The organism is Pseudomonas sp. P867, from assembly GCF_019891455.1.
Lineage (GTDB): Bacteria > Pseudomonadota > Gammaproteobacteria > Pseudomonadales > Pseudomonadaceae > Aquipseudomonas > Aquipseudomonas synxantha_A.
Genome location: NZ_JAFLXB010000019.1, coordinates 1 through 12,420, shown reverse-complemented (window position 1 = coordinate 12,420; position 12,420 = coordinate 1). Strand labels below are relative to the sequence as shown.

14 protein-coding genes are annotated in these 12,420 nt (G+C 58.0%); 5 read left to right on the top strand and 9 right to left on the bottom strand.

Features of this window, described 5'->3' with window-relative positions; translation table 11 throughout:
* Nucleotides 1–66 precede the first annotated feature (66 nt).
* Complete coding sequence (locus tag J1G33_RS25660) at nt 67–762, top strand: lipoate--protein ligase family protein (RefSeq protein WP_216090382.1); 696 nt, start codon at nt 67–69, stop codon at nt 760–762.
* Here the strand turns inward: J1G33_RS25660 and crp are convergent.
* Nucleotides 759–1,403: a cAMP-activated global transcriptional regulator CRP gene (crp, locus tag J1G33_RS25655; RefSeq protein WP_223019015.1), complete on the bottom strand. Its 645-nt coding sequence runs from the start codon at nt 1,401–1,403 to the stop codon at nt 759–761. The two genes, J1G33_RS25660 and crp, sit on opposite strands and share 4 nt — an antisense overlap.
* Nucleotides 1,404–1,649: 246 nt before the next feature.
* On the opposite strand from crp, the gene J1G33_RS25650 reads away from it, so the two are divergent.
* On the top strand, nt 1,650–2,072 hold the full coding sequence (locus J1G33_RS25650; protein WP_003210947.1) for an OsmC family protein: 423 nt from the start codon (nt 1,650–1,652) through the stop codon (nt 2,070–2,072).
* Nucleotides 2,073–2,121: 49 nt separating this feature from the next.
* Here the strand turns inward: J1G33_RS25650 and coq7 are convergent, their stop codons facing one another.
* The 6 genes from coq7 to hemJ form a co-directional block, all read right to left on the bottom strand.
* Nucleotides 2,122–2,769, bottom strand: a complete 648-nt coding sequence (coq7, locus tag J1G33_RS25645; RefSeq protein ID WP_005792017.1) for a 2-polyprenyl-3-methyl-6-methoxy-1,4-benzoquinone monooxygenase — start codon at nt 2,767–2,769, stop codon at nt 2,122–2,124.
* A gap of 85 nt (nt 2,770–2,854) precedes the next feature.
* Nucleotides 2,855–3,193, bottom strand: a complete 339-nt coding sequence (locus J1G33_RS25640; RefSeq protein WP_032879203.1) for a histidine triad nucleotide-binding protein — start codon at nt 3,191–3,193, stop codon at nt 2,855–2,857.
* A 45-nt stretch (nt 3,194–3,238) separates the two neighbouring features.
* Nucleotides 3,239–4,027: an SDR family oxidoreductase gene (locus J1G33_RS25635; protein WP_032879204.1), complete on the bottom strand. Its 789-nt coding sequence runs from the start codon at nt 4,025–4,027 to the stop codon at nt 3,239–3,241.
* A 63-nt stretch (nt 4,028–4,090) separates the two neighbouring features.
* Nucleotides 4,091–5,053, bottom strand: a complete 963-nt coding sequence (locus tag J1G33_RS25630; RefSeq protein WP_223019014.1) for a DUF805 domain-containing protein — start codon at nt 5,051–5,053, stop codon at nt 4,091–4,093.
* Between the two features lie 68 nt (nt 5,054–5,121).
* The gene (locus tag J1G33_RS25625; RefSeq protein WP_005792009.1) at nt 5,122–6,084 is read right to left on the bottom strand and encodes a nitronate monooxygenase family protein; all 963 of its coding nucleotides are present in this window, start codon (nt 6,082–6,084) and stop codon (nt 5,122–5,124) included.
* A 25-nt stretch (nt 6,085–6,109) separates the two neighbouring features.
* Nucleotides 6,110–6,538, bottom strand: coding sequence for a protoporphyrinogen oxidase HemJ (hemJ, locus tag J1G33_RS25620; RefSeq protein ID WP_005792007.1), 429 nt, complete (start codon nt 6,536–6,538; stop codon nt 6,110–6,112).
* Nucleotides 6,539–6,672: 134 nt separating this feature from the next.
* Here hemJ and argC point away from each other — a divergent pair, with 134 nt between their 5' ends.
* Nucleotides 6,673–7,707 carry an N-acetyl-gamma-glutamyl-phosphate reductase gene (gene argC / locus J1G33_RS25615; protein WP_103735227.1) on the top strand — a complete coding sequence of 345 codons (1,035 nt, stop codon included), beginning with the start codon at nt 6,673–6,675 and terminating at the stop codon, nt 7,705–7,707.
* A 164-nt stretch (nt 7,708–7,871) separates the two neighbouring features.
* Entirely contained in the window at nt 7,872–8,222 is a 351-nt protein-coding gene (gene erpA / locus J1G33_RS25610) for an iron-sulfur cluster insertion protein ErpA (RefSeq protein WP_003176443.1), read from the top strand.
* Between the two features lie 69 nt (nt 8,223–8,291).
* Here the strand turns inward: erpA and J1G33_RS25605 are convergent, their stop codons facing one another.
* Complete coding sequence (locus J1G33_RS25605; RefSeq protein WP_032879209.1) at nt 8,292–9,383, bottom strand: anhydro-N-acetylmuramic acid kinase; 1,092 nt, start codon at nt 9,381–9,383, stop codon at nt 8,292–8,294.
* A 3-nt stretch (nt 9,384–9,386) separates the two neighbouring features.
* Entirely contained in the window at nt 9,387–10,799 is a 1,413-nt protein-coding gene (locus J1G33_RS25600; RefSeq protein WP_005792000.1) for a peptidoglycan DD-metalloendopeptidase family protein, read from the bottom strand.
* Nucleotides 10,800–11,007: 208 nt separating this feature from the next.
* Between J1G33_RS25600 and tyrS the strand changes: the two genes are divergently transcribed.
* On the top strand, nt 11,008–12,207 hold the full coding sequence (tyrS, locus tag J1G33_RS25595; protein WP_005791998.1) for a tyrosine--tRNA ligase: 1,200 nt from the start codon (nt 11,008–11,010) through the stop codon (nt 12,205–12,207).
* Nucleotides 12,208–12,420: the final 213 nt, after the last annotated feature.

Here is a 12,420-nt window from a genome sequence, read left to right as displayed (position 1 = left end):
ACCGCTATCGCAGGCAAGCCAGTTCCCATATTGGGTTTTGTGTTTATTCAGATAGGTAAGTGTTCGATGCTCCAGCCCGTGATCATGACTGTCGAAGCAGGCCTTGCCGCCGAGCAAGCCCTATTGGCAGCCGTTTGCGCGCATGAGCAGGAATTCGGGCTGCTGTTCTGGCAGCCCAGCGACCAAGCGCTGGTCATGCCGCGCCGTTTGAGCCGGCTGCCTGCCTTCGCGGCGGCGAGCCAAGTCTCGGCCGGTGCGGGTTGGCCGGTATTGCTGCGTGAAACCGGCGGTGAGCCTGTGCCGCAGTCCGGCGCCACGGTCAATATCGCCCTGGTCTATGCCCCGCCCCGTAGCGAAGGCGACCAAGGGCGCATCGAGACGGGTTATCAGCGCTTGTGCCAACCGATCTGTGATCTATTGATTGAATTGGGCGGCGATGCATCCGTCGGCGAAATTGACGGTGCCTTTTGCGACGGTCGTTACAACGTCAATCTCAATGGTCGCAAAATGGTGGGCACGGCCCAGCGTTGGCGGCAAAGCGGTGGCCGCCCGGTCGGGTTGGTGCATGGGGCGATGTTGCTGGAGAATGATCGTGAGGAGTTGATTGCGGCGGTCAACCGCTTCAATCAAGCCCGTGGCTTGGAGCAGCGGGTTCGCGCCGAGAGCCATATCGCGCTGCACGAAGCCTTTCCGGCACCGGATGCGATCAATCGGCTCGATACCTTGTACCGTCAGATGCTGGCCAGCTTCCTGCCGGTTTAACGGGTGCCGAATACCACCATCGTCTTGCCTTTGACGTGTACCAGGTTGCGCTCTTCCAAGTCCTTGAGCACGCGGCCGACCATCTCCCTCGAACAACCGACAATGCGCCCGATCTCCTGGCGGGTGATCTTGATTTGCATGCCGTCGGGATGGGTCATGGCATCGGGTTGCTTGCACAACTCCAACAGGCAACGCGCCACACGACCGGTCACATCGAAGAACGCCAGGTCGCCGACCTTGCGCGTAGTGTCGCGCAGGCGCTGGGCGATCTGGCCGCTCAGGGCATACAAGATATCCGGATCATGCTGGGCCAATTCGCGAAATTTCGCATAGCTGATCTCGGCCACCTCGCACTCGACTTTGGTCCGTACCCAGGCGCTACGCTCCTGTTCTTTGCCTGCTTGTTCAAACAACCCCAGCTCTCCGAAGAAATCGCCGGTGTTGAGGTAGGCAATGATCATTTCGCGACCGTCTTCATCTTCGATCAGGATGGTGACTGAGCCCTTGATAATGAAGAACAGGGTTTCCGAGCGCTCGCCGGCGCAGATGATGTTGTGCTTGGCCGGATGACGCCGACGCTGACAATGCATCAACAGCTTGTCGAGGTTCTTGATCTTGGGTGTGGGAGTAAGAGCAACCATGGTTGTATCCCGAAAAGACTGCACGGTGTAAGTGGCGTTGTTTTTATCCAGCGGCATCGGCATTGATGCCGGCTGTAAGAATCATGGCAATGCGCCATTTATTTGGCGCCAGCTTACCAGACACATTCTGCCTCGATTAGCCAATTTAGCGGCAAACGCAGTCATTTATCGATTTTATCCGGGGCGCTGCTGTTTCAAGGGCCTGTGCTAAGCTGGCGACCCTTTTTTAGCAGTGGAGTCTGGGCGATGAAGGCACGCATCCAATGGGCGGGCGAAGCCATGTTCCTCGGTGAGTCGGGCAGTGGCCATGTGGTGGTCATGGACGGTCCGCCGGAAGCCGGTGGCCGTAACCTGGGTGTACGCCCGATGGAAATGTTGCTGCTGGGTGTTGGCGGTTGCAGCAATTTTGATGTGGTCAGCATCTTGAAGAAGTCCCGCCAGGCAGTGGAAAGCTGCGAAGCCTTCCTGGAAGCCGAGCGCGCCACTGAAGACCCCAAGGTATTTACCAGGATCCATATGCATTTCGTGGTCAAGGGCCGGGCGTTGAAGGAAGCCCAGGTCAAGCGTGCCATCGAGCTGTCGGCCGAGAAGTATTGCTCGGCGTCGATCATGCTGGGGGCCGCGGGTGTGGCCATCACTCACGATTATGAAATCATCGAGTTGGGCTGATTGCGGCAATTGGCAAAAAAAAGGGCGCTTCGAGCGCCCTTTTTTGGGTTTAGATCCTGTAGGTGCTTTTGGTCATGACCTTGGCTAAAACGCTCATGCCGAAGCGCACCGGTGCTGGAAAGCGGAAACCGCCTGCGTCCAGCGCGCTATCTGCATGGTGTTCTTCATCGATGCGCATCTGCTCAAGGATGGCGCGGGATTTTTCATCTTCGGCCGGCAGTTGCTCAAGATGCTCATCCAGATGCTTGCACACCTGATGTTCTGTCGCGGCGACAAATCCGAGGCTGACTTTGTCGCTGATCAAACCAGCGGCGGCGCCGATACCAAATGACAAACCGTAAAACAGCGGGTTCAGCACGCTGGGGTGGCTGCCCAATTGGCGGATACGTTGTTCGCACCAGGCCAGGTGGTCGATCTCTTCCTCGGCCGCATGCTCCATCGCTGCACGTACCTGCGGCAATTTGGCAGTTAACGCCTGGCCTTGATACAGCGCCTGGGCACACACTTCGCCGGTGTGGTTGATGCGCATCAGGCCGGCGACATGGCGGGTGTCCGTTTCGCTCATCTGGGCATCGGGCTGTACGATGGCCGGTGACGGGCGGTACGGTTGGCCACTGAATGGCAACAGCGTGCGCATGGCCATATCGGCTTGCAGCAGCAGACGGTCAATCGGCGAGTAGTGACGTTGGGTAGTCATGCTGACCTCCGGGAAGAATCTCGGCGGCCAGTTTACCGCAAGAGAGGACGAAGCGTTTGCGCTGAGTCAATTTGACCCTGGGCACTCAACCCGGCGGCCAGTTCATCTGACGTTGACCCAGCACGTGCATATGGATGTGGTAGACAGTCTGCCCACCGTCTTCATTGCAGTTCATCACCACACGAAAGCCTTTTTCGCAGCCCTGTTCCACGGCCAGGCGCTGGGCGGTGAACAAAATATGGCCGGCCAGGGCTTTGTCTTCCTCGGTCAAGTCATTGAGGGTACGAATCGGCTTTTTCGGAATAACCAGAAAATGCACCGGCGCCTGTGGGGCGATATCGTGGAAGGCGAGGACTTGATCATCTTCATAGATAATCCTGGCGGGTATTTCTCGGTTGATGATCTTGGTGAACAGAGTATCCACAGCTGTTTCTCCAGGGTGAAAGTCTAGGTAAGTGTAATCAGGCGGTTAGCGTGGGCAATAGGCTTTATTGATGGCGCCGGCAATCTTGCGGGTCAGCCAGCGTGGACTGAAACGTGGGCTGAATGCCAGCCAGCGGTTGCGGCGCCCGGGAATGATGATGGCTTTGTTCTTTTCCAGCGCGCGTACGGTGTAGAGCGCGACTTCCTCCGGGCTCATTAGCTGCTGGCTGCGGTCGAGTTTTGCGGTGTCCATCTGCGCAGTGCCGAAGAACGCGGTGCGCGTAGGGCCGGGGCACAGCACTGAAACCTTGATGCCGCAGGTCTTCAGTTCTTCGCGCAAGCCCTCAGAGAAGTGCAATACATAAGCTTTGCTGGCGTAGTAGCTGCTCATCCACGGGCCTGGCTGAAAGGCGGCGATCGAAGCGACATTGAGTATCTGCCCGCCGCCTTGCAGCGCCATGGAGTTGCCGAGGGCATGGCACATACGGGTTAGCGCCAGGATGTTGACTTCGATCAGGTCTTGCTCGGTCATCCAGTCCTGGGCCAAAAATGGCCCGCTGGTGCCGATGCCTGCGCAGTTGACCAGCAGGTCGATCTGCCGCTCGCCTTCTTCGAGTTCCAGCAAAAAACCGGACAAACGCAGCGGCTCGCCCAAGTCGCAGGCACGAAACAACACCTCGACACCGAAGCGTTGGGTCAGTTCGATGGCAATGCTTTCCAACTGATCACGTTGACGGGCCACGAGAATCAGGCTGCGGCCGCGTCGAGCCAGCGCTTCGGCCAAAGCCAGGCCGATGCCGCTGGAGGCGCCGGTGATCAGAGCGTAACGGGTCATGCCTTTCTCCATCGCAACGTCGCCTGCCTGTGACAGTGGCGTCACAGGCAGGCGGGCGTTTCTTCACTGTTGCGTAGAGTCTACAGGTTCGGCTGCGTCGTCAGCACTTTGCTCTGCGGCCTCATCAGTGATGACGCTTTGATCGGCGCCTTCATCGGAGGTCATTGAGCTGCTTTCGTAGCTGCTGTCCATGTTGGCTTCAAGTTGATCCAGGTAGCCGTTCATGCCCAGGGTCAGGCCGATGATGAGCATCAATGGAATAAACGCCAGCCACAGCGAGGCCAGGATTTTCACCGCAGTAGAATTCGGTGGTGGCGGTGCGCCGTATTGGTTGGCACCCGCGTTCCCCGGCAATACCAGCAACAGGATAGGGAACACGCTATTGACCACTGGAACCAGGTTCAGCAAGTACAGCCAGCCAGACCAGCCCATATCGTGCAAGCGTTGCACACCGATTTGCACGCTCACGACTACCAGAGTAACAAACAGTGCGAAACCCAGTAGCGAGCCGAGGATGATGGCTATGGTTGGCGAGGCTGTCGCCACTGCGAAGCCGACGGTACTGATGATGCCTGCGGCTACCAGCAACGCGACGGTCAGCGCCAGTGTCCAGGCCAGATAACGCAGGCGCCCGATGCGCCCGTGGATGGTGAAGACCTTGAGTGTGGCGAACTCCGGCAAGTCATCGCCAACCGCTGCGCGTGGCGGGGCATAAGGCGAAGCTTCGGAGCGGGAAAAGTCGGAGCCAGGGGAGCTCGTCTCGTGGGTTTCAGCGAGGCTGAACGCCACGGGCTGTTCGGCTTCGATGCGTGCGTCGACCCCGGCGTTTTTCAATGCCGTCAGGTAGGTTTCGGCATCGGGGCGGGAAAGATCGCGTTTGAGCGCGACCGGGCGGCCGGTAAAGAGTTTTTCGATCGCCTCGACATCGCTCTTGAACAGCTCGGCGAGGTTCAGCTTGGCGGTGGTGCTTTCGACACCCGGAAGCAAGGCTCCGTCAAACACAATCTTGAAACGGTTGTCGCTCATGCGGGCATCCTTGTCACTTAATCAGGGAGGGTGTGCAGGCCCGTCCAATCGGCGGGCCGTGCAGTAGGTCAGCGTGGCCAGCGCAGTTGCGCGGCATGCTCGCGTGCTTTGCGGTATTCGGCATCCAGGCGGGCGACGAGTTCATCGACGCTGGGTAAATCATCGATTTCACCGACGCCCTGGCCCGCTGACCATACAGTTTTCCACGCTTTGGCCTCATCACTCAATGGTTTGAGCTTGGAACCGAAATTGACTTCACCTTTGCCTTGCAGCGCGGCGAGGTCGAAACCGGCATTTTCCAGGCTCTGGCGCATAAAGCTCGCAGGTACGCCGGAAACTGCCGGAGTGTGCACGATGTCGGCGGCGCGCGACGTGAGCAGCATCTCTTTATAGGCATCTGGCGCGTGGCTTTCGGTAGTACCGATAAAGCGCGTGCCGAAATACGCCAAGTCGGCGCCCAGCAACTGGGCGGCGAGAATTTCGTGGCCGTGGTTGAGGCAACCGGCCAGCAGCAGGGTTTTATCAAAGAACTGGCGAATCTCGGCAATCAGAGCGAAGGGGCTCCAGGTGCCAGCGTGGCCACCGGCACCCGCGGCTACGGCAATCAGGCCATCGACGCCCGCCTCAGCGGCTTTCTCGGCATGTCGCCGGGTGGTGACGTCATGAAACACCAGGCCGCCGTAGCTGTGGACGGCATCGACCAGTTCCTTTACCGCGCCGAGGCTGGTGATGACGATGGGTACCTTGTGCTCTACGCAGATTGCCAGGTCTGCTTCCAACCGTGGGTTGCTGTTGTGCACGATCAGGTTCACAGCATAGGGAGCAGGGTTGTCCAACTGGGCCAAGCCCGCTTCGATTTCTTCCAGCCAGGCCCTGAAACCACTGCTTTCACGCTGGTTGAGCGCCGGGAAGCTGCCAACCACGCCATTACGACAGCAGGCCAGGACCAGTTGCGGATTGGAAATCAGAAACATCGGCGCCACCACGACGGGTAGGCGCAGATGTTGTTCCAGTAAAGCGGGCAGCGACATTGGAAGTTCCCCCGAGTAATTGAAACTAGAACGGTTTGACCACGACCAAAATTACGATAGCCAGCAATATCAGAACCGGTACTTCATTGAACCAGCGATAAAAGACATGGCTGCGGGTGTTTTCGCCACGGGCGAAGCGTTTTACCTGCGCTCCACACATATGGTGGTAGCCGATCAGCAGAACGACCAGGGTCAGTTTGGCGTGCATCCACGCGCCTGACTGGAAAATGCCGGGGTTGAGCGCCAGCATCCAGATACCGAAGACCAGTGTGGCAATCATCGCCGGTCCCATGATGCCGCGGTACAGTTTGCGCTCCATAACGCTGAAGCGCTCCTTGCTGACGCTGTCTTCGCTTTGGGCGTGGTAGACGAACAGGCGCGGCAGGTAGAACAGCCCGGCAAACCAGCAGACGATGCTGACGATGTGGAAGGCTTTGACCCATAGATAGAGCATTTTGGTTATTCCCAGGTTCACGGTAGCGAAGATAGTAGTGGCTCATGCGCCCGTACGTCACGTTGACGGTTGTCGCAGGACGATACGGCCCCTATTATCGACGGCTTTCCAGTGGGTTCGTTGAGGGCAGGTTTATGGTCAAGGTCGGTATCGTCGGCGGCACCGGTTACACCGGTGTCGAATTGCTGCGTCTGTTGGCTCAGCATCCGCAAGCTGAGGTGGCGGTCATCACTTCCCGATCCGAAGCTGGGCTGGCCGTGGCCGATATGTACCCGAACCTGCGAGGCCACTATGACGGCCTGGCGTTCAGCGTGCCGGACATCAAGACCCTGGGCGCGTGCGACGTGGTGTTCTTCGCCACGCCTCACGGTGTCGCCCATGCACTGGCCGGTGAGTTGCTGGCGGCCGGCACCAAGGTTATCGACTTGTCGGCCGACTTCCGCTTGCAGGACGCCGATGAGTGGGCCAAGTGGTACGGTCAGCCTCATGGAGCGCCGCAGTTGTTGGAGGAGGCGGTGTACGGCTTGCCGGAAGTCAATCGTGAGCAGATCAAGCAAGCACGCCTGATTGCGGTACCAGGTTGCTATCCGACGGCGACACAGTTGGGGTTCCTGCCATTGCTGGAAGCTGGCTTGGCGGATGCGTCGCGCCTGATCGCCGACTGCAAATCGGGCGTCAGCGGCGCTGGTCGTGGTGCGGCGGTGGGGTCTTTGTACTCCGAAACGTCGGAAAGCATGAAAGCCTATGCGGTAAAAGGCCATCGCCACTTGCCTGAAATCCGCCAGGGGTTGCGTCGCGCCGCGGGCAAGGATGTGGGGCTGACCTTTGTGCCGCACCTGACGCCAATGATCCGTGGGATTCACTCCACGCTTTATGCAACCGTCACTGATCGCTCGGTCGACTTGCAGGCGCTGTTTGAAAAGCGTTATGCCAATGAGCCGTTCGTCGACGTGATGCCGGCGGGCAGCCACCCGGAGACTCGTAGTGTGCGTGGTGCCAATGTGTGCCGTATCGCCGTGCATCGTCCGCAGGATGGCGACCTGGTTGTGGTGCTGTCGGTGATCGACAACCTGGTCAAAGGCGCGTCGGGCCAGGCGGTGCAGAACATGAACATCCTGTTCGGTCTGGATGAGAAGTTGGGCCTGGCCCACGCGGGAATGTTGCCTTAACGCAGTCTGGTGGTTACGCAAAAGGCCCGGTGATCGGGCCTTTCGTGTTTTTATGGCGGCTGCACAGATTGATATACCGTAACAATAGTTGACCGCTTTTCTAGGAGAAGCGGATAATGCCGGTCATTACGCATATGGCGGCGCTACGCCGGGAGATTATCAGCATGAGCGTTGAATCCTTCACCCCCACGGCTTTGCAATTCACCCACGGTGCTGCGCACAAGGTGAAGAGCCTGGTCGATGAAGAGGGTAATGATCGCTTGAAGCTGCGCGTATTTGTTACGGGCGGCGGTTGTTCAGGGTTTCAGTACGGTTTTACCTTCGATGAAGATGTGGCCGATGACGACACCATCGTCGAGCGCGAGGGCGTCAGCCTGGTCGTGGATCCGATGAGCTTCCAATACCTGGCTGGTGCCGAGGTGGATTATCAGGAAGGTCTGGAAGGTTCGCGTTTCGTGATCAAGAACCCTAATGCCACCACTACCTGTGGCTGCGGATCTTCGTTCTCGATCTGATCGGTAGCGGATACAGAAACGCCGCTTGGCTTTTATGGGCCAAGCGGCGTTTTGCTGTCTGAAGCCAGTTTAGGCCGGGTAGATGGCGCCGAGCACCCGTAACCCACGGGCGCCGGTTACGCTAGGGCGGTTGGCGGCGATGCCTTCCAGGCAGCAGTGCGCCAGCCAGGCGAAGGCCATGGCTTCGACCCAGTCCGGGTCTACCCCGTAAGTGGCTGTGCTACTGACGTGAGTAGAAGGCAATAGCGCGGTCAGCCGATTCATCAGCATCGTGTTGTGCGCGCCGCCGCCGCAGATGAGTAACGTCTCAGTGCTCGTCTGTGCGCTTTGCAGAGATTCGACGATGGTGAGGGCCGTCAGCTCCAGCAGAGTGGCCTGCACGTCTTCGGGCTCAAAGACGGGCAACGGGCTCAGGTGCTGTTGCAGCCAGGCCAGATTGAACACTTCGCGACCTGTGCTTTTGGGGCCTTTGGTCAAGAAGAACGGGTCGCTGAGCAATGCGTTGAGTAGTTGAGGCTGAACCTTGCCGCTGGCGGCCCATTGCCCGTCGCGGTCGAAGTGTTCACCGCGCTGGTGGTGAATCCACGCATCCAGAAGAACATTCCCGGGACCGCAGTCGAAACCCGCTACAGGCTTGTTCGCCTCGATGAGGCTGAGGTTGCTGAACCCGCCGATATTCAACACTGCGCGATTGCCAGTGTGCTCGCCAAACAGAGCTTCATGAAACGCTGGAACCAGAGGGGCTCCCTGGCCTCCGGCGGCAACATCACGGCTGCGGAAGTCGCTGACTACGCTGATCCCTGTCAGCTCGGTGAGCAGGGCAGGGTTGCCGATCTGCACGGTAAAGCTTCGAGCGGGTTCATGGCGGATCGTTTGCCCATGGCTGCCAATTGCGCGGATGTCCTGAGGCTTGAAGCGGTTTTGCTCCAGCAAGGCCCGGATGCCTTGCGCGGCGAGTGTTACCCACTGTTGCTGGGCGATTGCCGAGCGGGCGATTTCATCCGGGCCGCTGGCGCACAGGCTCAGAAGTTCAGCCCGCAAGGTGTCTGGCATCGGGATGTAGTGCGTGGCGATCAGCTTGATCGCCGCACCTTGCTCGATAAGGGCGATATCCAGTCCATCAAGGCTGGTTCCGGACATCACACCGATATAGAGCGGCATACCTTAACGCTTCGCCGAAGCCAGCAAGGTGGAGCGCTCTTGATCCATCCGTGCCATCAACGGCTGGCTCTGTTGCATGAAGCGTGCGCGTTCGGCCTTGGCGATCGGATCGGCCATTGGCAGTTTTTGACCCAGGGGGTCGACGTGTACGCCGTTGACCTGGAACTCATAATGCAAGTGCGGTCCGGTGGACAGGCCGGTGGTGCCGATGTAGCCGATCACTTGACCTTGCTTCACGTTGCCGCCGGTTTTGACGCCCTTGGCGAACCCTTGCATGTGGCCGTATAGCGTACGGTAAGTGTTGCCGTGCTGGATGATCACCGTATTGCCGTAACCACCCCGGCGCCCCGCCAGCAGTACCTTGCCGTCGCCCGCCGCCTTGATGGGTGTGCCACGCGGAGCGGCATAGTCCACACCCTTGTGTGCGCGAATTTTGTTCAGAATTGGATGCTTGCGGCCCATGGAGAAACGCGAGCTAATACGGGCGAAGTCCACGGGCGTACGGATGAAGGCCTTGCGCATGCTATTGCCGTCGGCCGTGTAATAGCTGCTATTGCCTTGTTTGTTTGTGTAGCGAACGGCTGTGTAGGTTTTGCCGCGGTTGGTGAAGCGCGCAGAAAGAATATTGCCAGTGCCCACCACTTTGCCGTTGGCCACTTTCTGTTCGTAGATCACATCGAATTCGTCGCCCTGGCGGATGTCCTGAGCGAAGTCGATGTCATAGCCAAATACGCTGGCCATGTCCATGGTCATGCTGTGGGACAAGCCGGCTCGGGCAGCCGATTGTGACAAGGAGCTGTTGATCACCCCGTGTACGTAGGCGGAACGCATAACCGGCTTGGTGGTGATGCGGTTGAAGGCGAAGCCTTTGGCACCTTTGCTCAGGCTGATGCTTTCCAGGTCGCTGAGGCTGGTGTGCAGGTTGTTCAACTGGCCGTCTGGCGTCAGTTCAAATTCAAGCTTCTGGCCGCGTTTGAGCTGGGTGAATTGCTTGGCTTGCTTATCGCTGGCCAGCACTTCATTCACAGCGGTGGCAGGCAGCCCAACCTTTTCGAACAGGGTGGATAGCGTGTCGCCTTTGCCCACGATGACTTCGCGATGCTGGGGATTCTTTGCGGCAGCTGCCGCAGGTGCTTCCTGGGCGGCTTGCTGGGTGTCTTCGGGAGCGCTTTCGATCTGTGCGAAAGGTGATTCAGTTGCAGTGTTTGTGGCTTGTTGGGCGTCGGAAGCGTCTTGATCTTGTGTCAGTTGTTCAACTGGGCTTTCCAGATCAAGGCTCAGGGATGTTCGTTTGGCTTCTACGTCACTGGAAGGGAATACCAGCAGTGCCAGGCTGAGAAGGGCGGCGATACCACTTGCGGCGAGCAGGTGGGTCTTCGGGTAAAGCGGCGGCGCTTTAGACGGTTCAGTGGTCATAGGTAATTTGACTTTGAAGATGAAATGGAAAAGATGAATGACATGATGAAGATGAAATAACTGTATAAAATATAACCAAATCATCTGTGGCGCAAGCTCGCGAATGCTGGGCTCGCTGAACGGTGTCCGTGCGCAGGGCAAAACTTGTAATTAGTCCCTGATCTTGTATGGTTGGTTCCCTTTTGAATCTGAGCCTTGCGGGTCTGTTATGAAGTCGGTTGAAGAGCAGCTAGCGCTGATAAAACGTGGTGCGGAAGAACTGTTGGTTGAAGCTGAGCTGATCGAAAAGCTTAAGCGTGGCCAGCCCCTGCGTATCAAGGCTGGCTTTGATCCGACTGCGCCGGATCTGCACCTGGGTCATACCGTGCTTATTAATAAGCTGCGTCAGTTCCAGGAGCTGGGCCATCAAGTCATCTTTCTTATCGGTGACTTCACGGGAATGATCGGTGATCCCAGCGGCAAGAGTGCTACGCGCCCGCCGCTGACTCGTGAGCAGGTTCTCGATAATGCCGAGACCTACAAGACCCAAGTGTTCAAGATCCTTGATCCGGCCAAGACTGAGGTGGCATTCAACTCCACCTGGATGGACAAGATGGGGCCGGCAGACTTTATTCGCCTGACCTCCCAGTACACCGTGGCACGTATGCTCGAGCGCGATGACTTCGACAAGCGCTACTCCACCAATCAGCCGATCGCGATTCATGAGTTCCTCTACCCATTGGTCCAGGGGTATGACTCGGTGGCGCTGCGTGCGGATGTTGAGTTGGGCGGTACCGATCAGAAGTTCAACCTGCTGATGGGGCGTGAGTTGCAGCGCGCATACGGTCAGGAGGCTCAGTGCATTCTGACTATGCCGTTGCTGGAAGGATTGGATGGCGTCAAGAAGATGTCCAAGTCCCTGGGTAACTATGTCGGTATCCAGGAGGCGCCGGGCGTAATGTACGGCAAGCTGGTTTCCATTCCTGATGCGCTGATGTGGCGTTACTTCGAGCTGTTGAGCTTCCGCTCGATGGACGAAATCAATGCGTTGCGTGCGGACGTAGAGGCGGGCGCCAATCCGCGTGATGTGAAGATCAAGCTGGCTGAGGAGATTGTCGCGCGCTTCCATGGCGAAGAGGCTGCTGCCAGTGCGCATCGTGCCGCTGGTAACCGTATGAAGGATGGTGAGCTGCCGGATGATCTGCCGGAGATTGAACTGACCGCTGCCGAGGCTATGCCGATTGCGGCTGTCCTTAATAAGGCGGGCTTGGTGAAGAACTCGGCGGTCGCTCGTGATCTCCTGGGGTCGGGTGGTGTGCGTATAGATGGTGAGGTGGTTGATCGCACATTTATATATGAACTGGGCGCCACACACGTTTGTCAGGCGGGCAAGAAGGCGTTCGCGCGAATTACGCTCAAATCCGAATAAGTCTGAAAATAGATGTTGACGGCGAATTATATCTGTCTATAATTCGCCCCACTTCCGGCGCAGTCGAAACGGAAAACTCCTTGGTAAACAATGAGTTACGTGGTTTTCGGCAGCAGGTTGCTTCAGTTCATCGAAGCCAAAAGGAAGTTGAAAAAGAGGTGTTGACAGCAGCGTGTAACGCTGTAGAATTCGCCTCCCGCTTCGGAGAGATCT

What these genes read in the sequence shown, in the direction of transcription:
- J1G33_RS25660 (WP_216090382.1), top strand. Translation starts at nt 67, where the DNA reads ATGCTCCAGCCCGTGATCATGACTGTCGAAGCAGGCCTTGCCGCCGAG.
- crp (WP_223019015.1), bottom strand. Translation starts at nt 1,403, where the DNA reads ATGGTTGCTCTTACTCCCACACCCAAGATCAAGAACCTCGACAAGCTG.
- J1G33_RS25650 (WP_003210947.1), top strand. Translation starts at nt 1,650, where the DNA reads ATGAAGGCACGCATCCAATGGGCGGGCGAAGCCATGTTCCTCGGTGAG.
- coq7 (WP_005792017.1), bottom strand. Translation starts at nt 2,769, where the DNA reads ATGACTACCCAACGTCACTACTCGCCGATTGACCGTCTGCTGCTGCAA.
- J1G33_RS25635 (WP_032879204.1), bottom strand. Translation starts at nt 4,027, where the DNA reads ATGACCCGTTACGCTCTGATCACCGGCGCCTCCAGCGGCATCGGCCTG.
- J1G33_RS25630 (WP_223019014.1), bottom strand. Translation starts at nt 5,053, where the DNA reads ATGAGCGACAACCGTTTCAAGATTGTGTTTGACGGAGCCTTGCTTCCG.
- J1G33_RS25625 (WP_005792009.1), bottom strand. Translation starts at nt 6,084, where the DNA reads ATGTCGCTGCCCGCTTTACTGGAACAACATCTGCGCCTACCCGTCGTG.
- hemJ (WP_005792007.1), bottom strand. Translation starts at nt 6,538, where the DNA reads ATGCTCTATCTATGGGTCAAAGCCTTCCACATCGTCAGCATCGTCTGC.
- argC (WP_103735227.1), top strand. Translation starts at nt 6,673, where the DNA reads ATGGTCAAGGTCGGTATCGTCGGCGGCACCGGTTACACCGGTGTCGAA.
- erpA (WP_003176443.1), top strand. Translation starts at nt 7,872, where the DNA reads ATGAGCGTTGAATCCTTCACCCCCACGGCTTTGCAATTCACCCACGGT.
- J1G33_RS25605 (WP_032879209.1), bottom strand. Translation starts at nt 9,383, where the DNA reads ATGCCGCTCTATATCGGTGTGATGTCCGGAACCAGCCTTGATGGACTG.
- J1G33_RS25600 (WP_005792000.1), bottom strand. Translation starts at nt 10,799, where the DNA reads ATGACCACTGAACCGTCTAAAGCGCCGCCGCTTTACCCGAAGACCCAC.
- tyrS (WP_005791998.1), top strand. Translation starts at nt 11,008, where the DNA reads ATGAAGTCGGTTGAAGAGCAGCTAGCGCTGATAAAACGTGGTGCGGAA.